17 protein-coding genes, 3 tRNA genes and 1 pseudogene are annotated in these 17635 nt (G+C 71.0%); 19 read left to right on the top strand and 2 right to left on the bottom strand.

Annotation, left to right across the window (positions count from 1 at the left end; genetic code table 11):
- Positions 1-350 precede the first annotated feature (350 nt).
- From BN2279_RS20665 to BN2279_RS20600, 15 genes and pseudogenes are all read left to right on the top strand, one after another.
- Positions 351-2732: pseudogene (locus tag BN2279_RS20665) on the top strand (nitrate- and nitrite sensing domain-containing protein); the annotation flags it as partial.
- Positions 2733-3250: 518 nt separating this feature from the next.
- Positions 3251-3538: a hypothetical protein gene (locus BN2279_RS30775; protein WP_059011782.1), complete on the top strand. Its 288-nt coding sequence runs from the start codon at positions 3251-3253 to the stop codon at positions 3536-3538.
- Between the two features lie 10 nt (positions 3539-3548).
- Positions 3549-3962 carry a roadblock/LC7 domain-containing protein gene (locus BN2279_RS20660; protein WP_059012614.1) on the top strand — a complete coding sequence of 138 codons (414 nt, stop codon included), beginning with the start codon at positions 3549-3551 and terminating at the stop codon, positions 3960-3962.
- Between the two features lie 70 nt (positions 3963-4032).
- Positions 4033-4443 (top strand): DUF742 domain-containing protein, encoded by a 411-nt coding sequence (locus BN2279_RS20655; RefSeq protein WP_407702289.1) that lies wholly within the window; start codon positions 4033-4035, stop codon positions 4441-4443.
- Positions 4424-5017 (top strand): GTP-binding protein, encoded by a 594-nt coding sequence (locus BN2279_RS20650; RefSeq protein ID WP_079032341.1) that lies wholly within the window; start codon positions 4424-4426, stop codon positions 5015-5017. Before BN2279_RS20655 ends, BN2279_RS20650 begins: the two co-directional genes overlap by 20 nt.
- A 283-nt stretch (positions 5018-5300) precedes the next feature.
- Entirely contained in the window at positions 5301-7622 is a 2322-nt protein-coding gene (locus BN2279_RS20645) for a sensor histidine kinase (protein ID WP_079032409.1), read from the top strand.
- A gap of 508 nt (positions 7623-8130) precedes the next feature.
- A complete protein-coding gene (locus BN2279_RS31580) occupies positions 8131-8418 on the top strand; it encodes a hypothetical protein (RefSeq protein ID WP_059011782.1) in 288 nt (95 codons plus the stop codon).
- A 10-nt stretch (positions 8419-8428) separates the two neighbouring features.
- On the top strand, positions 8429-8842 hold the full coding sequence (locus BN2279_RS20635; protein WP_059012614.1) for a roadblock/LC7 domain-containing protein: 414 nt from the start codon (positions 8429-8431) through the stop codon (positions 8840-8842).
- A gap of 105 nt (positions 8843-8947) precedes the next feature.
- A complete protein-coding gene (locus BN2279_RS20630; RefSeq protein WP_059011781.1) occupies positions 8948-9586 on the top strand; it encodes a DUF742 domain-containing protein in 639 nt (212 codons plus the stop codon).
- Entirely contained in the window at positions 9567-10160 is a 594-nt protein-coding gene (locus BN2279_RS20625; RefSeq protein ID WP_079032340.1) for a GTP-binding protein, read from the top strand. The genes BN2279_RS20630 and BN2279_RS20625 overlap by 20 nt, the downstream gene beginning before the upstream one ends.
- Positions 10161-10227: 67 nt before the next feature.
- Positions 10228-11010: a fumarylacetoacetate hydrolase family protein gene (locus BN2279_RS20620; protein ID WP_059011777.1), complete on the top strand. Its 783-nt coding sequence runs from the start codon at positions 10228-10230 to the stop codon at positions 11008-11010.
- Positions 11003-12487, top strand: coding sequence for a glutamate--tRNA ligase (gene gltX, locus BN2279_RS20615; protein ID WP_059011775.1), 1485 nt, complete (start codon positions 11003-11005; stop codon positions 12485-12487). The genes BN2279_RS20620 and gltX overlap by 8 nt, the downstream gene beginning before the upstream one ends.
- 147 nt (positions 12488-12634) lie before the next feature.
- Positions 12635-12706, top strand: a tRNA-Gln gene (locus BN2279_RS20610).
- 22 nt (positions 12707-12728) lie between these two features.
- A tRNA-Glu gene (locus BN2279_RS20605) sits at positions 12729-12801 on the top strand.
- 24 nt (positions 12802-12825) lie between these two features.
- Positions 12826-12898: transfer RNA gene (locus BN2279_RS20600), tRNA-Glu, on the top strand.
- A gap of 76 nt (positions 12899-12974) precedes the next feature.
- On the opposite strand, the gene BN2279_RS20595 is transcribed toward BN2279_RS20600, so the two are convergent.
- The gene (locus BN2279_RS20595) at positions 12975-13610 is read right to left on the bottom strand and encodes a MerR family transcriptional regulator (RefSeq protein ID WP_059011773.1); all 636 of its coding nucleotides are present in this window, start codon (positions 13608-13610) and stop codon (positions 12975-12977) included.
- Positions 13611-13728: 118 nt separating this feature from the next.
- Here BN2279_RS20595 and BN2279_RS20590 point away from each other — a divergent pair, with 118 nt between their 5' ends.
- The gene (locus BN2279_RS20590; protein ID WP_104531077.1) at positions 13729-14223 is read left to right on the top strand and encodes a DUF4188 domain-containing protein; all 495 of its coding nucleotides are present in this window, start codon (positions 13729-13731) and stop codon (positions 14221-14223) included.
- Here the strand turns inward: BN2279_RS20590 and BN2279_RS20585 are convergent, their stop codons facing one another.
- Complete coding sequence (locus tag BN2279_RS20585) at positions 14224-14955, bottom strand: IclR family transcriptional regulator (protein WP_059011771.1); 732 nt, start codon at positions 14953-14955, stop codon at positions 14224-14226.
- A gap of 169 nt (positions 14956-15124) precedes the next feature.
- On the opposite strand from BN2279_RS20585, the gene leuC reads away from it, so the two are divergent.
- The 3 genes from leuC to BN2279_RS20570 all read left to right on the top strand — a co-directional run bounded on the left by leuC (position 15125) and on the right by BN2279_RS20570 (position 17528).
- Entirely contained in the window at positions 15125-16549 is a 1425-nt protein-coding gene (leuC, locus tag BN2279_RS20580; protein ID WP_059011769.1) for a 3-isopropylmalate dehydratase large subunit, read from the top strand.
- Positions 16550-16552: 3 nt separating this feature from the next.
- Complete coding sequence (leuD, locus tag BN2279_RS20575) at positions 16553-17149, top strand: 3-isopropylmalate dehydratase small subunit (protein WP_059011767.1); 597 nt, start codon at positions 16553-16555, stop codon at positions 17147-17149.
- A gap of 124 nt (positions 17150-17273) precedes the next feature.
- Positions 17274-17528: an SCO5555 family protein gene (locus tag BN2279_RS20570; protein WP_059011764.1), complete on the top strand. Its 255-nt coding sequence runs from the start codon at positions 17274-17276 to the stop codon at positions 17526-17528.
- Positions 17529-17635 lie beyond the last annotated feature (107 nt).

The raw sequence follows: 17635 nt of genomic DNA, 5'->3' as shown, positions 1-17635 counted from the left end.
TTCGTGCGTGATGAGTGCCAAATGTGCTGGTCGTGTGGTCACACTGGGAGCAAAGGTCCGGTTTTTCCGCGCATATGGTGCGCGTGCCGTGATGAGACCTCGACACGGCGTCATCCATGTCACGGGACGATGCCGGGCCCTTGTTGGAGATCGGCCACTGTGCTGGAATTCCACGGACCGCCGCGAGTCAACGAGCCACGTGAGGGACGCACACCAAGCGCCGCCCCCACGGGCTGATCCACCGGACGCGCCGGTTGTCCGAACGACCGATACGGGGCTCAGGTGCCCCCGGCTCGACACCGTCACGTCGCCACAGCGGCGGGACGCCTGGTCCAGAGGTTGCGACGCTAGTGCAGGGACGTTTCAAGAGGGAAGGCAGCGCTGCGGGGGACGCCGAGCGGATTGGAGCGGCGGACCGCGGCTCCTCCGTCGGTCCCGCGCTGAGCGGCGACCCGGCACGTCCGGGCCCGCCGGGCACGCACGCCCCCCGCTTCTCGCACGCCGCGCGCGACGGCACCGCCGACGACACGGCCGAGCGGTCCGCGCCCTCCAGGACCGGCCGCTCCGGCTCCCGGCTCGCCCTGCGCAACTGGAGCATCAGCACCCGCCTGGTCTCCCTGATCGCCCTCCCCGTCGTCGCCGCGAGCGTGCTCGGTGGCCTGCGCATCCAGAACTCGCTGGACAACATCGAGCAACTGGACAACATGCAGCTCCTCACCGACATGACCCAGCAGGCCACGCTGCTGGCCGCGGCCCTCCAGGAGGAGCGGGACCGCTCGGCCGGCCCGCTGATCAGCGGCCGGAGCCCCAAGAGCGACGAGGTCGCCGCCCCCCGCGAGCGCACCGACCAGGCGATGGAGGCGTTCGACGACGCCACCCTCGGCATCGACAGCTCCGACGAGGCGATGCAGGGCGTCTACGCGACGGTCACCGACATCGGGCGCCAGGTCAACCGGATCAGCCAGATCAGGAACGAGGCGTACCAGGACCCGCAGTACGTCTCCCAGACCATCTCCGAGTACAGCGTGCTCATCGCCGCGCTGCTGTCGCTCTCCCAGGACATGGCCCAGGCGACCAGCAACAGCGAGATGATCCGCAGCACCCGCGCCCTCACCGCGTTCTCCCTCGCCAAGGAGCACGCCTCCATCCAGCGCGCCGTCATCACCGCGGGCCTCGCCCGCGACGAGCTGCCCAACCAGACGGCCGCCCTGTCCGACAACGACTGGCGCTACGGCCGGATCCACCAGCAGAGCGAGAACGCCCAGCTCAAGACGTTCACCGAGATCTACGGCGACGAGGAGCGCGCCGAGCGGCTCCTCGACTCCCTCGACGGCGGCATCGCCACCATCACCTCGGCCGACCAGTTCGCGGCCCAGGTCTTCTCGGCCGAGGAAGGCATCCAGAGCCAGGAGCTGTCCTACAAGGACTGGTACGACCAGGACCGCGCCAAGATCGACGCGATGGCGGACATCGAGCAGACCCTGCTCGCCGAGATGGAGGAGCAGGCGGGCGAACTCCGCGACGACGCCCAGCGCGACGCCATCCTCAACGGCGCGATCATCATCCTGGTCCTCGGCATCTCGGTGGTCGGCGCGTTCGTCGTCGCCCGCTCCATGGTCCGCTCGCTGCGCCGCCTCCAGGACACCGCGCAGGAAGTGGCCCACAAGCGGCTGCCCGAGGTCGTCAAGCACATGTCCGACGCCGAGCCGGAGGACGTCGACACCACGGTCGAGCCGGTCGGCGTCTACACCCGGGACGAGATAGGCCGGGTCGCCCAGGCATTCGACGACGTCCACCGCGAGGCCGTGCGGCTGGCCGGTGAGCAGGCGCTGCTGCGCGGGAACGTCAACGCGATGTTCACCAACCTCTCCCGCCGCAGCCAGGGCCTCATCCAGCGCCAGCTCTCCCTGATCTCCGAGCTGGAGTCCCGCGAGGCGGACCCGGACCAGCTCTCCTCGCTGTTCAAGCTCGACCACCTGGCGACCCGTATGCGCCGCAACGGCGAGAACCTGCTGGTCCTCGCCGGCGAGGAGCCGGGCCGCCGGTGGACGCGGCCGGTGCCGCTCGTGGACGTGCTCCGGGCCGCCGCCTCCGAGGTCGAGCAGTACGAGCGCATCGAGCTGAGCGCGGTGCCCAAGACCGACGTCGCCGGCCGCGTCGTCAACGACCTGGTGCACCTGCTCGCCGAGCTGCTGGAGAACGCCACCTCGTTCTCCTCGCCGCAGACCAAGGTCAAGGTCACCGGCCACGCCCTGCCGGACGGCCGGGTCCTGGTGGAGATCCACGACACCGGTATCGGCCTCTCCCCGGAGGACCTGGCCGAGATCAACGACCGGCTCGCCAACCCGCCCACGGTGGACGTGTCCGTATCCCGCCGGATGGGCCTGTTCGTCGTCGGCCGCCTCTCGCTGCGCCACAACATCCGCATCCAGTTGCGGCCCTCCGACTCCGGCGGCACCACCGCCCTGGTGATGCTGCCCGCCGACGTCGCCCAGGGCGGGGGGCGCGCCCGCCCGTCCGGCACGGCCTCCGCCCCGCCGACCGCGACGCTGCGCCGCGACACCCCGCCGGCCGGCGCGGCCCGCGCGCCCGTCGGGCCGGGCGCCGCCGAGGACGACAGCGCACAGCTCCGGTCCGGCGGCCGGGCCAGGAGCCTGGGGCCCGGCCCCCAGCACCGCCCGGCCGCGCCGGCCCAGGGCGGTCCCGGCGGCCAGGGACGCCCCGCGCTGCGGGCTGGGGTGTGACGGACTGGGGTGTGACGGGCTGGGGCGGGTCGGGGCGCGGCGCGGCCGGGAACCTGTGTCTTATACCCCCCTCTCCGAGCCCACGAGACCGGCAGAACTCGACGGGCTACGGACGGCCCGCGCCGGAGCCGCCCCAGTCCGGCCATCCCGGGTTCGGCTCGTTCCCGCCGTCGCCGCTCCCCGGGCCGCAGCGGGCCGTTCCGCCGGCGTCGTCCCAGCCGCCGCCGCCCCGGCAGTCGCTGCGCCCGCCGGTCCGCCCGGCGGCGCAGCCGCCCGCGGGCCCGCTTCCGGCCGGACCGCCGCCCGCGGCCCCGATGACCGAATCACCGCACGGGAGTCCCGCCGGAGGCCCGCAGCGCGTAGGCTTCGGTGGACCGGACCCCGTGGCGGCCGAGTTCCGCACGAGGACCAGTGCGGGTCTTCCCCGCCGTGAACGACACTGGAAGCAGTCCGAGGAGGAACCGGCAGAGCGACCGCGGGAGGAGTCCCGGGCCCCGCTGCCCGGGATGGCGCGGTGGGAGAGCCGCGGACCGCGCCGGGAGGAGCAGCCGGCCGGCACGACGGCCTCCGGCCTTCCGAAGCGGGTTCCCCGCGCCAATCTCACCGAGCACACCACACCCGAACCGACCGACCCCGGCGGGCCGCAGGTCTCCCGGGACCCCAACGACGTCCGCGGCAGGCTCACCAGCCTGCGCCGCGGGGTACAGCAGGGCCGCGGCGCGGTCACGAGCCGTGGCGAGCGGAACGACGAACGGGGCCACGGCCCCGGACAGACCTATGATCAGGAGCGTTAGTGTGAGCCCGATGAGCCAGGCGGCGCAGAACCTGAACTGGTTGATCACCAGTTTTGTGGAGAACACCCCGGGGGTGTCGCACACGGTGGTGGTGTCCGCTGATGGTCTTCTTCTGGCGTTGTCCGAGGGGTTTCCGCGGGATCGTGCTGATCAGTTGGCGGCGGTGGCGTCGGGTCTGACGTCGTTGACGGCTGGTGCTTCGCGGATCTTCGAGGGTGGTGCGGTGAATCAGACGGTGGTGGAGATGGAGCGGGGGTTTCTCTTCATCATGTCGATCTCGGATGGTTCGTCGTTGGCGGTGTTGGCGCATCCGGAGGCCGATATCGGTCTGGTGGGTTATGAGATGGCGTTGCTGGTGGATCGGGCCGGTTCGGTCCTGACGCCCGACCTGCGCGCCGAGCTGCAAGGAAGTCTGCTTAACTGACTTCCAGCTTCCCCCACATGAGCACCACCGCCCGCCTCGCCGACCTCATGTCAAGCTCGGAGGAGCTATGATCACCCCGCCACCTTCGCAGGGCTCGTACGGTGTTCCGCATCATTACGGCGCCTTCGACGATGATGGCGACCAGCCTCTGGTGCGTCCCTATGCGATGACCGGCGGCCGGACCAGGCCGCGGTACCAGTTGGCGATCGAGGCGCTGGTGAGCACCACCGCCGAACCGGTGCAGCTCCCGGGATTGTTGCCGGAGCATCAGCGGATCTGCCAGCTCTGCCTCGAAGTGAAGTCCGTCGCCGAGGTGTCCGCGCTGCTGAGCCTGCCGCTCGGGGTCGCGCGGATTCTGGTGGCCGATCTCGCCGAGGCGGGACTTGTCGCCATTCACCAGCCGGGTAGTGAAGCCGAGCCGGGTGGCCAGCCAGACGTGACTCTGCTCGAAAGGGTGCTCAGTGGACTTCGCAAGCTCTAGCGCCGCGGGCCGTCCGGCTCCATCCCAGTCGACCACGTCCGCGAAGATCGTGATCGCGGGTGGGTTCGGTGTGGGGAAGACCACGTTCGTGGGGTCGGTGTCGGAGATCAATCCGCTGCGGACGGAGGCGGTGATGACGTCGGCGTCGGCGGGGATCGACGATCTGACGCATACCGCGGGGAAGACCACCACGACGGTGGCGATGGACTTCGGCCGGATCACGCTGGACCAGGATCTGATCCTGTACCTGTTCGGTACGCCGGGGCAGGACCGGTTCTGGTTCATGTGGGACGACCTGGTGCGCGGCGCGATCGGCGCGGTGGTGCTGGTGGACACCCGCCGGCTGGCGGACTGTTTCCCGGCGGTGGACTACTTCGAGAACAGCGGCCTGCCGTTCGTGATCGCGCTGAACGGGTTCGAGGGCCACCAGCCCTACTCGCCCGAAGAGGTCCGCGAAGCCCTCCAGATCGGCCCGGACGTCCCCATCATCACCACCGACGCCCGCCACCGCTCCGAAGCCAAGAGCACCCTCATCACCCTCGTGGAACACGCTCTGCTCGCCCGGCTGCACTGACCGCGTCCGGGGGTATGCCCTCTGTGTTCTTGAACACGCGCTCTGTCGATGTTCATAACAATCCATCGCGCGGCCCCTCGCTTTTCCCGCACCTCCCGGGAGCGCGGAGTATCTCTCCGTTGACAAAAAGCGGGGCTTTTGTGGCGCTCCGCACCGATGCCCGTTTCGCTCCGGCGGCACTTGGCTGGAATCAGGACGGTTCGGGGGATTGGAATCTCCCCTGGTCGCGTGCTGGAATCCACACAACTCCGCAGTCGTGACAGCCATGAGCGACGGTGTGCCGATGCCGAGAGGTGAGAGCCCAGTGAGGCGCAACAGTGCGACTCCCGCGTACCCCGGAGGGTCCGCGGCCCCCCGGACACCCGGGCGGGGCAACTTCACCCCGCCGTCGGTGGCCCGTCGGCCGGCCGAGGTGGAGATGGACCCCGACCCCCTGCCCGAGGTTCCCGCCTCCAGACTCGCCCCCCGCAACTGGCGGGTGGCGACCAAGCTCTACGCGATCCTCCTCATCCCGGTCCTGGTCGCCCTCGTGCTCGGCGGCTTCCGGGTGCACGACTCCTACGACCGGTGGCAGGAGGCCGACGACGCCCGGGCGATCGCCGAGCTGGTCCGCACCGCCTCCACCTACGCCCACGCGCTGATCGACGAGCGGGACGTCACCGCCCAGCCGCTGCTCCTCGGCGAGGAGGGCAGCCTCGTCGTGGAGGAGGCCCGCCGGACCACCGACCAGGCACAGGCCGAGTTCCACGCGCAGATAGCGGAGACACCGCTCACCGAGAGCCTCGAACGGCGTCTGGCGTCCGTCACCGCGGAGGAGGCCGACCTCGACTCGCTGCGGCAGCAGGCGTACACCGACGAGCTGCCCGGCGCCCAGACGGAGGAGCGGTACGTCCAGATCCAGCGCCCGCTGATGTCGCTCGCCAACGAACTGGGCCTGGGCACCGGCAACATCACCTCCTACGGCCGGGCCGTGTACTCGCTGTCCCTGGCGAAGTCGGCCAGCTCGCTCCAGCGCTCCATCGGCGTGCACATGCTTGTCGCCCCCGCCGACGACGAGGCGACGCGCGAGGCCATGCGGACGTCGTTCTCCTCCTACGCCTACCTGGAGCGCATCGCCCAGGCCGAGTACTTCGCGGCCGGCGACCCCGACGACCTGGGGCGGATGAGCGAGGTGGCGCAGTCGCAGTCCGACGACAAGGACCGGATGGTCGAGGCCATGAGCCGGCCGGGCGCCACCCCGGAGAGCCTCGCGGAGGAGGGCATCACCCCCGAGGCGTGGTTCCGGATGGCGACCACCGAGTTCGAGGCGTACCGCACCGCCGAGCGCGAGCTGGTGAACTCCGCGGTGCTCCAGACGCAGGACATCGCGTCGTCGGCCCGCCGCGACATGCTGATCAACTCCGTGGTCGTGCTCGCCGCGCTGTTCCTCGGCTTCGCCATCGCGGCCCTCATGGCCCGTTCGATGAGCCGCAACATGCAGCGCCTGCGCACCGCCGCCTTCGAGGTCGCCGAGCAGCGGCTGCCCGCCCTAGTCGATCAGCTCTCCCGCGCCAACGGGGGCGACGCCGACACCCGCGTCGCCCCGATCGCCATCACCAGCCAGGACGAGATCGGCGAGGTCGCGCGCGCCTTCGACCAGGTGCACCAGGAAGCGGTGCGGCTGGCGACCGAGCAGGCCCTGCTGCGCGGCAACGTCAGCGCGATCTTCACCAACCTCTCCAGCCGCAACCAGGGCCTCATCGAGCGCCAGATCGCGCTCATCAGCGAGCTGGAGAGCCACGAGGCGGACCCCGAGCAGCTCGAACACCTCTTCAAGCTGGACCACCTGGCGACCCGCATGCGCCGCAACAGCGAGAACCTGCTGGTCCTCGCCGGCGAGGAGCCCAGGCACCGCTGGAACCAGCCGGCCGCGCTCGTGGACGTGCTGCGCGCCGCGTCCTCCGAGGTGGAGGCGTACGCCCGGATCGACCTGTCCGGCGTTCCCGATCGCGACGTCCACGGCTCGGTCGTCAACGACCTGGTGCACCTGCTCGCCGAGCTGCTGGAGAACGCCACCTCGTTCTCCTCGCCGCAGACGAAGGTCCGCGTCACCGCCACCCGGCTGCCGGACGGCCGGATCATGATCGAGATCCACGACAAGGGCATCGGGCTCACCCAGGAGGACTTCGCCGAGATCAACAAGCGGCTGGCCGAGCCCCCCGCCATCGACGCCTCGGTCTCCCGCCGGATGGGCCTGTACGTGGTCGGCCGCCTCGCCGAGCGCCACAACATCAGGGTCCAGTTGCGGCCCTCGGGGGAGCAGTCGGGCACCACCTGTCTGGTCATGCTGCCGGGGGGCATCACCCTGCCGAGCCGGAGCCGCCCCCAGCGGCCGGAGGAGGACTTCACCGTCTCGCGGATCGTTCCCGCGCACCCGCCCGCGCTGGAGGACGACCGCAGGCCGCAGTCCCCGACCGCCGCCGACCTCGGCTTCGACGACTCGCGGTACGCGGCGGGCGACACCGCGCGGCTCGACCCGGTGGGCCGTTTCCCGCTGCCCGGCGAGCGCCGCCCGGCCCTCGGGCCGCAGCCTGTCTCTCATCCTCATCTGACGTTGCCGACGTAGAGGAGAGATTAGGCCACCGTTGTGGCTGCCTCATGAAAGCAGTAAGCTCTGCAATCCTGCCGTTGCGCGTCTGCATTTCCCAACACACACAATCTCCAGCCAGCCGGGCTACGGACGGCCCGCGCCGGAGCCGCCCCAGTCCGGCCATCCCGGGTTCGGCTCGTTCCCGCCGTCGCCGCTCCCCGGGCCGCAGCGGGCCGTTCCGCCGGCGTCGTCCCAGCCGCCGCCGCCCCGGCAGTCGCTGCGCCCGCCGGTCCGCCCGGCGGCGCAGCCGCCCGCGGGCCCGCTTCCGGCCGGACCGCCGCCCGCGGCCCCGATGACCGAATCACCGCACGGGAGTCCCGCCGGAGGCCCGCAGCGCGTAGGCTTCGGTGGACCGGACCCCGTGGCGGCCGAGTTCCGCACGAGGACCAGTGCGGGTCTTCCCCGCCGTGAACGACACTGGAAGCAGTCCGAGGAGGAACCGGCAGAGCGACCGCGGGAGGAGTCCCGGGCCCCGCTGCCCGGGATGGCGCGGTGGGAGAGCCGCGGACCGCGCCGGGAGGAGCAGCCGGCCGGCACGACGGCCTCCGGCCTTCCGAAGCGGGTTCCCCGCGCCAATCTCACCGAGCACACCACACCCGAACCGACCGACCCCGGCGGGCCGCAGGTCTCCCGGGACCCCAACGACGTCCGCGGCAGGCTCACCAGCCTGCGCCGCGGGGTACAGCAGGGCCGCGGCGCGGTCACGAGCCGTGGCGAGCGGAACGACGAACGGGGCCACGGCCCCGGACAGACCTATGATCAGGAGCGTTAGTGTGAGCCCGATGAGCCAGGCGGCGCAGAACCTGAACTGGTTGATCACCAGTTTTGTGGAGAACACCCCGGGGGTGTCGCACACGGTGGTGGTGTCCGCTGATGGTCTTCTTCTGGCGTTGTCCGAGGGGTTTCCGCGGGATCGTGCTGATCAGTTGGCGGCGGTGGCGTCGGGTCTGACGTCGTTGACGGCTGGTGCTTCGCGGATCTTCGAGGGTGGTGCGGTGAATCAGACGGTGGTGGAGATGGAGCGGGGGTTTCTCTTCATCATGTCGATCTCGGATGGTTCGTCGTTGGCGGTGTTGGCGCATCCGGAGGCCGATATCGGTCTGGTGGGTTATGAGATGGCGTTGCTGGTGGATCGGGCCGGTTCGGTCCTGACGCCCGACCTGCGCGCCGAGCTGCAAGGAAGTCTGCTCAACTAGCAGACGACTTGTGCGGATTGGGGCCGCGCACCTTAAGGTGCGGAAGACGCGGCCAAGCGGCGAGCGCGGCATCCGCGATCGGCAGTGGGAGTCGGAGGAGGAACTGTGGCAACGCCCCCAGGCGGACCATACGGCAATGAGTACCCGGCGCAGCCGAACGGCGGCGGGCGCTTCAACTTCCCCTCGGCGCCGAGCGGCCAGGGCCAGGACCAGAACCAGAACCAGAACCAGTGGAACGGGTACGACCAGGGCGCCCAGGCCCAGCCGTATCCCGGCCCCACGCCCGAGGTACGGCCGATTCCCGCGCCGGCGCCGGGCGCCGCCCACCCGCCCGGGAACGGGTACCCGCAGGAGCGGCACCCGGCCGGCGCCCCGCCGAGGCGCCCCGGCGACAGCGAGACGCCGCAGCCTCTGGTGCGTCCCTATGCGATGACCGGCGGCCGGACCAGGCCCCGGTACCAGTTGGCGATCGAGGCGCTGGTGAGCACCACCGCCGACCCCGTCCAGTTGCACGGGCAGTTGCCGGAGCACCAGCGGATCTGCCAGCTCTGCTACGAGGTCAAGTCCGTGGCCGAGGTCTCCGCGCTCCTCACCATCCCCCTGGGGGTCGCGCGGATTCTGGTGGCCGATCTCGCCGAGGCGGGACTTGTCGCCATTCACCAGCCGGGTCATGACGCCGAGCCGGGTGGCCAGCCAGACGTGACTCTGCTCGAAAGGGTGCTCAGTGGACTTCGCAAGCTCTAAGGACGGCGGTCTATCCGCGCCGTCCCGTTCCACCACGTCCGCGAAGATCGTGATCGCGGGTGGGTTCGGTGTGGGGAAGACCACGTTCGTGGGGTCGGTGTCGGAGATCAATCCGCTGCGGACGGAGGCGGTGATGACGTCGGCGTCGGCGGGGATCGACGATCTGACGCACACCGCGGGGAAGACCACCACGACGGTGGCGATGGACTTCGGCCGGATCACGCTGGACCAGGACCTGATCCTGTACCTGTTCGGTACGCCGGGGCAGGACCGGTTCTGGTTCATGTGGGACGACCTGGTGCGCGGCGCGATCGGCGCGGTGGTGCTGGTGGACACCCGCCGGCTGGCGGACTGTTTCCCGGCGGTGGACTACTTCGAGAACAGCGGCCTGCCCTTCGTGATCGCGCTGAACGGGTTCGAGGGCCACCAGCCCTACTCGCCCGAAGAGGTCCGCGAAGCCCTCCAGATCGGCCCGGACGCCCCGATCATCACCACCGACGCCCGCCACCGCTCCGAAGCCAAGAGCACCCTCATCACCCTGGTCGAGCACGCCCTGATGGCCCGCCTGCGCTGACGCTTCCCGCCGTTCGCCTCCCGGACGGGGTCCGGGGGGTCGTGGGCGCTTGGCCTAGGCTGGGCCCGTGCGCATCGCCAGATTCTCCATCGACGGGACCGTCGGCTTCGGCGTGGTGGAAGCCGATCCGGAAGCGGGCGGTGAGCCCGTGCTGGACATCATCAAGGGCCACCCCTTCGCCGCGTTCGAGCGCTCCGGCCGCCGGGTGCCGCTGAGCAAGGTCAGACTGCTGCCGCCCGTGCTGCCCAGCAAGATCGTGGCCATCGGCCGCAACTACGCCGAGCACGCCCGCGAGTTGGGGAACACCGTCCCCGACGTCCCGGTCACCTTCTTCAAGCCCTCCACCTCCGTGATCGGCCACCGCGACGAGATCGCGTATCCCGCCTTCTCCTCCGACGTGCACCACGAGGCCGAGCTGGCCGTCGTCATCGGCCGCATGTGCCGCGACGTCCCCCGCTCCCGCGCCCGCGAGGTCATCCTCGGCTACACCTGCGCCAACGACCTGACCGCGCGCGACGTCCAGCGGCGCGAGGACCAGTGGGCCAGGGCCAAGGGCTTCGACAACGCCTGCCCGCTCGGCCCCTGGATCGAGACCGACCTCGACCCGTCCGACCTGGCCGTCATGTGCACCGTCAACGGTGAGCAGCGACAGCTCGGCCGCACCAGCGAGATGGTGCGCACGGTCGAGGATCTGATCGTGCACATCACCGAGTCGATGACGCTGCTGCCGCAGGACGTCATCCTCACCGGCACCCCGGCGGGCGTCGGACCGCTCCGCGTCGGCGACGAGGTCGCCGTCACCATCGAAGGCATCGGCACTCTCACCAACAAGGTCGTCAAGCGTGACTAGCCCAGCTCCCGTCCGTGTCCGTTTCTGTCCGTCCCCGACCGGCAACCCCCATGTCGGCCTGGTCCGCACCGCCCTGTTCAACTGGGCGTTCGCGCGCCACCACGGCGGCACCATGGTCTTCCGCATCGAGGACACCGACGCCGCCCGGGACTCCGAGGAGTCCTACGCCGCGCTGCTCGAAGCGATGCGCTGGCTCGGCCTGGACTGGGACGAGGGCCCCGAGAAGGGCGGCCCGCACGCCCCGTACCGGCAGTCGCAGCGCATGGACATCTACGCGGACGTCGCCGCCCGGCTGCTCGCGGCGGGGCACGCCTACCGCTGCTACTGCACGGCCGAGGAGCTGGAGCGGCGGCGGGAGGCCGCCCGGGCCGCCGGGAGGCCGTCCGGCTACGACGGCACGTGCCGCGACCTGTCGCCCGAGGCGGTCGCCGCCCACGAGGCGGAGGGCCGCACCCCGATGATCCGGTTCCGGATGCCGGACGAGCCGATCACCTTCACCGACCTGGTCCGCGGCGAACTCACCTTCACCCCCGAGAACGTGCCGGACTACGGCATCGTGCGGGCCGGCGGCGCCCCGCTGTACACCCTGGTCAACCCCGTGGACGACGCGCTGATGGGCATCACCCACGTGCTGCGCGGCGAGGACCTGCTCTCCTCCACGCCCCGTCAGATCGCCCTGTACCGGGCGCTGGCGGAGATCGGGGTGGGCGACGGCGCGACCCCGGCGTTCGGGCATCTGCCGTACGTCATGGGCGAGGGCAACAAGAAGCTCTCCAAGCGTGATCCGGAGTCCTCCCTCAACCTCTACCGGGACCGCGGCTTCCTGCCGTCCGGGCTGCTCAACTACCTGGCCCTGCTGGGCTGGTCGCTGGCGGAGGACCGGGACGTCTTCACGGTGGACGAGATGGTCGCGGCGTTCGACATCGGCGCGGTGAACGCCAACCCGGCGCGGTTCGACCCGAAGAAGTGCGAGGCGATCAACGCCACCCACATCCGGGAGCACCTGACGGTCGAGGAGTTCACGGCCGCGTGCGAGCCGTGGCTGCGGGCGCCGCACGCGCCGTGGAAGCCCGAGGCGTACGACCCGGCCGCGTTCGCCGCGCTGGCGCCGCTCGCCCAGACCCGGGTCACGGTCCTGTCCGACATCACCGACAACGTCGACTTCCTCTTCCTGGACGAGCCGGTCTCCGACGAGCAGTCCTGGGCGAAGGCGATGAAGCCCGGCGCCGAGGCCGTCCTCGCCTCGGCCCGTGCCCGCCTGGCCGAGGCGCCGGAGTGGACGGCCGAGCACCTGAAGGCGGCGGTCCTGGCAGCGGGCGAGGAGCACGGCCTGAAGCTGGGCAAGGCACAGGCCCCGGTCCGCGTCGCGGTGACGGGCCGCACGGTGGGCCTGCCGCTCTTCGAGTCCCTGGAGGTCCTGGGCCGCGACCGGACACTGGCCCGCGTGGACACCGCCCTGGCACGCCTGGGGAGCTGAGCCGGAGGGAACGGGCCCCGGAACGCATCTCGTTTTGGGGCACCGTTCTCGATCGGGTATTGTTTGGCGCGTCGCAAGGGCGGGCCGGAAAACCGGACCGCCGCGTGATCACCTGGACGACTCCCCCTGGCGGGGGTTGCGTTTTGGTGGGGTATGGTGTAATTGGCAGCACGACTGATTCTGGTTCAGTTAGTCTAGGTTCGAGTCCTGGTACCCCAGCGCGATCTCTCAACAAGATCGAGCCCCCGTTGTGTAGCGGCCTAGCACGCTGCCCTCTCAAGGCAGTAGCGCCGGTTCGAATCCGGTCGGGGGTACGGATCCGTGAGGATCTTGAGCGAGCCCCCGTTGTGTAGCGGCCTAGCACGCTGCCCTCTCAAGGCAGTAGCGCCGGTTCGAATCCGGTCGGGGGTACTCGGTCGAAAGAGTCAGGGCCCTCCGCCGGTGGCGGAGGGCCTTCTCGCGTTCCGGGCCGCGTCCGGAGGCGGTCTCATGTCTGGGTGCCGAAGCGCCGGGTCGCCTCCTCGGCCTGGGCCAGGCGCCGCAGGCTCAGCAGCACCGGCTCGTACAGCACGGTGAGCGCGACGGCCGCCTCCAACTGCGTCGTCGGCGCCCCGAACTCCTCGATGAGCGCGATCTCGTGGCCCGCGATGGCGGCGGCGGCCCGTCCGTACGGCAGGAGTTGGTCCACGTCGCATGGGTATCCCAGGCGGATCAGCGTGGCGAGGGCGGAGACCAGCATGCCGTGCGCCGGGTTCCCCGGCACGGGCCGCCAGCCGAGCCGGCGCTGCACCTCCTCGGCGGTGCGCCGGGCGGCGTCCACGGCGCCGTCCGCGCCGGACGGCGCCGGGCCGTGGGGGAGGGCGGAGACCGCCGTGCCGAGCCGGGTGAGCTGGTCCACCGACTCGTCCTCGACCGCGGCCAGGACCTTCCGCGCGGTGGCCACCGGCACCCGGCCCACCTGCACCAGCGCCCGCGCCAGGCGGAGCCTGCGCAGGTGCTCCTCGTCGTACTCGGCCTGGGTGGCGCTCACGCGCTCGCCGGGCGGCAGCAGGCCCTCCCGCAGGTAGTACTTGATCGTCGTGATGGAGACCCCGCTGCGCTCGCTCAGCTCCGCCAACCGCATCGACTCGTGCTCACCCCTTGTGTTCCCGTTCGGAGAGTGGCACTATCCAATCATGGATAGCCGAGCTATCCAATCTGGCGATCCACCGAGGGGTGGGCGGCGAGCGGGGAGGTCTGTGATGGGACGCGGGATCATCGAGGGGCGCATGACGGCGGGGACGGACGACGGGGTGACGGTCTTCCTGATCGGCATGCGGATCAACGACTTCCGGCATCCGCGGAGCTGGTGGCCGGTGTTCACGGCGATGCCCCGGATGCTGAAGGAGCTGTCGCGGGACCCGGAGAGCGGCCTGCTCGGCTACCGGCTGCTGCTGGGCGGCCCCCGGCTGTTCTACGTCGTGCAGTACTGGTCGTCCGAGGAGAAGCTGCTGGCGTACGCGTCGGCGCCGGACCGGGAGCACCGGCCGGCGTGGGCCGCGTTCAACCGCCGGGCGCGTGCCGCCCGGGGCCGGGTCGGCATCTGGCACGAGACCTATGTGGTGCCCGCGGGCGCGCACGAGGAGATGTACGTGGACATGCCGCCGTTCGGCCTGGGGGCGGCGACCGGGGTGGTGCCGGTCGGGCCGCGCGGCGAGACGGCCGCGGAGCGGCTGTCCGCGGTGGGGGAGCGGTGATCAGCCGCCGTTGCGCCTGAGCGCCTCGGTCAGCCGGCCCGCCGCGTCCAGCAGCGCCTGGGCGTGCATCCGCCCCGGGTGCCGGGTCAGCCGCTCGATCGGTCCGGAGACGGACACGGCGGCCACCACGCGGTTGGACGGGCCGCGCACGGGCGCCGAGACGGAGGCGACCCCCGGCTCGCGCTCGCCGATGGACTGGGCCCAGCCCCGGCGCCGGACGCCGGAGAGCGCGGTCGCGGTGAAGCGGGCTCCCTGGAGGCCGTGGTGCAGGCGCTCGGGCTCCTCCCAGGCGAGCAGGATCTGCGCCGCCGAGCCGGCCTTCATCGGCAGCGTGGAGCCCACGGGCACGGTGTCCCGCAGCCCGGAGAGGCGCTCCGCGGCGGCCACGCAGATCCGCATGTCGCCCTGGCGCCGGTAGAGCTGCGCGCTCTCGCCGGTCACGTCGCGGAGGTGGGTGAGCACCGGTCCGGCCGCGGCGAGCAGCCGGTCCTCGCCCGCGGCGGCGGCCAGCTCGGCCAGGCGCGGCCCCAGGATGAACCGGCCCTGCATGTCGCGCGCCAGCAGCCGGTGGTATTCGAGGGCCACGGCCATCCGGTGCGCCGTGGGTCTGGCCAGCCCCGTCGCCCCGACCAGGCCCGCTAGCGTGGCCGGTCCGGACTCCAGGGCTCCCAGCACGAGGGCGGCTTTGTCGAGCACGCCCACACCGCTGGAGTCGCCGCTAGAGTTGTCCATGCAACGATATTCGCGTCTCACAGTGTGAAACGCAAGTTCAATTTCGCGGGGAAAGCGCCACGCTGGTTCCGCGGACCGCGTCACCACGCGCCGCACGGTCACCGTCCGGCGCGAGGGGAACGGACGGCGACCCCCTCACCGACCAGCGGCACAGCCGAAGGGAAAAGCGATGGGACGGACACTGGCGGAGAAGGTCTGGGACGATCATGTCGTCCGGCGGGCGGAGGGCGAGCCCGATCTGCTCTACATCGACCTCCACCTGCTGCACGAGGTGACCAGCCCGCAGGCGTTCGACGGACTCCGCAAGAGCGGGCGGCGGGTGCGGCGCACGGACCTCACCATCGCCACCGAGGATCACAACACCCCCACCCTCGACATCGACAAGCCGATCGCGGACCCCGTCTCCCGCACGCAGTTGGAGACGCTCCGGAAGAACTGCGCGGAGTTCGGCGTCCGGCTGCACCCGCTGGGCGACGCCGAGCAGGGCGTCGTGCACGTCGTCGGGCCGCAGCTCGGGCTGACGCAGCCGGGTATGACGGTGGTGTGCGGGGACAGCCACACCTCGACCCACGGCGCCTTCGGCGCCCTCGCGTTCGGCATCGGCACCAGCCAGGTCGAGCACGTGCTGGCCACCCAGACCCTGCCCATGGCCCCGTTCCGGACCATGGCCGTCACGGTCCTGGGCGAGCTGCCCGAGGGCGTCACCGCGAAGGACCTGATCCTGGCGATCATCGCCAGGATCGGCACCGGCGGCGGCCAGGGCTATGTCATCGAGTACCGCGGCGAGGCCATCGAGAAGCTCTCGATGGAGGCCCGGATGACCATCTGCAACATGTCGATCGAGGCGGGCGCCCGGGCCGGGATGATCGCCCCCGACGAGACCACCTTCGCCTACCTGCGGGGCCGCGACCACGCGCCCCGGGGCACCGACTGGGACGCCGCCGTGGAGTACTGGCGGACGCTGCGCACGGACGACGACGCCGTCTTCGACCACGAGGTCGTCATCGACGCCGCGGAGCTGGCCCCGTTCGTCACCTGGGGCACCAACCCCGGCCAGGGCGCGCCGCTGTCCGCGTCCGTGCCCGACCCGGCCTCGTTCGAGGACGCCAGCGAGCGCCTCGCGGCCGAGAAGGCGCTGGAGTACATGGGCCTGACGGCCGGCCAGAAGCTGCGGGACATCTCCGTCGACACCGTGTTCGTCGGCTCCTGCACCAACGGCCGCATCGAGGACCTCCGCTCGGCCGCCGGGATCCTGGCGGGCCGCCGGATCGCCGACGGCGTGCGCATGCTCGTCGTGCCCGGCTCCGTGCGGGTCGCGCTCCAGGCCGTCGAGGAGGGGCTGGACAAGGTGTTCACGGCTGCCGGCGCCGAGTGGCGGCACGCGGGCTGTTCGATGTGCCTGGGCATGAACCCGGACCAGCTCTCCCCGGGCGAGCGCTGCGCCTCGACCTCCAACCGCAACTTCGAGGGCCGGCAGGGCAAGGGCGGTCGTACTCACCTGGTCTCGCCGCAGGTCGCCGCGGCCACGGCCGTCACCGGCCACCTCGCGTCCCCGGCCGATCTGGCCGACGTCCCCACCCCCGTGGAGGTCTGAGTCATGGAAGCATTCACCACGCACACCGGCCGCGCCGTCCCGCTGCGCCGGGGGAACGTCGACACCGACCAGATCATCCCCGCGCACTGGCTGAAGAAGGTCACCCGCGACGGCTTCGAGGACGGGCTGTTCGAGGCGTGGCGCAAGGACCCGGAGTTCGTGCTGAACCGGCCGGAGCGCCGGGGCGCCACGGTGCTGATCGCCGGCCCCGACTTCGGCACCGGCTCCTCCCGCGAGCACGCGGTGTGGGCCCTCCAGAACTACGGCTTCAAAACCGTCATCTCGGCCCGCTTCGCCGACATCTTCCGCGGCAACTCGCTGAAGAACGGCCTGCTGACGGTGGTGCTGCCGCAGGCGACCGTGGACGCGCTGTGGGAGCTGACCGAGGCCGACCCCACCGCCGAGGTCACGGTCGACCTCGTCGGCCGGGTGGTGCGCGCCGAGGGGGTCGAAGCCCCCTTCGAGCTCGACGAGAACGCCCGCTGGCGGCTGCTCGAAGGGCTGGACGACATCAGCATCACGCTCCGCGAGGAGGACGCGATCGCCGTCTATGAGCGCGGCCGCCCCAACTGGAAACCTCTTACCACGCAAGGCGCCTGACACCCGCTCACCACACGCCCCCGCCGGTTCCGACCGGCGGGGGCGTTGTTCTGACAGGCCGTCACGACACGGGCGTTGAGGGCTTAGGGGGCGATAACAGGCCCAAGGTGGCACAATCGGCCGCATGGAACGCGACGGTCAACTCGAACTCTACGACCGCGTCGCCGCTCGACTGAAGGACGCGCACCGCACGGTGCGGGCCCTGCAAGTGCCTGAGGACGTACGGCAGGCTCTCACCCGGAAACTGCTGATCATCACCGCGGCCGCCAAGCAGGACCTGCCCGGGGCCGCTCGCCGTCTGGACCGGCTGATGGAGGACGTTGACGCGGGCCGGCTGCCGTCGGGGGTACCCGGCGACGGCCGTGACGGGACTTCGTGATGGTCGAGTTCGTTGCGACACAAGGGTGATTCGCCCGTTTCGCGTTTGATTTGCGGAATATATCTGCCTAACGTGCGAAAAAGCTTGAACACATTCGTTCCAGCAAG

It is taken from the genome of Streptomyces specialis (assembly GCF_001493375.1).
In the GTDB taxonomy this organism is placed as follows: Bacteria; Actinomycetota; Actinomycetes; order Streptomycetales; family Streptomycetaceae; genus Streptomyces; species Streptomyces specialis.
Note: the sequence above shows the minus strand (reverse complement) of the source record. Positions and strands in the feature narration are given on the sequence as shown.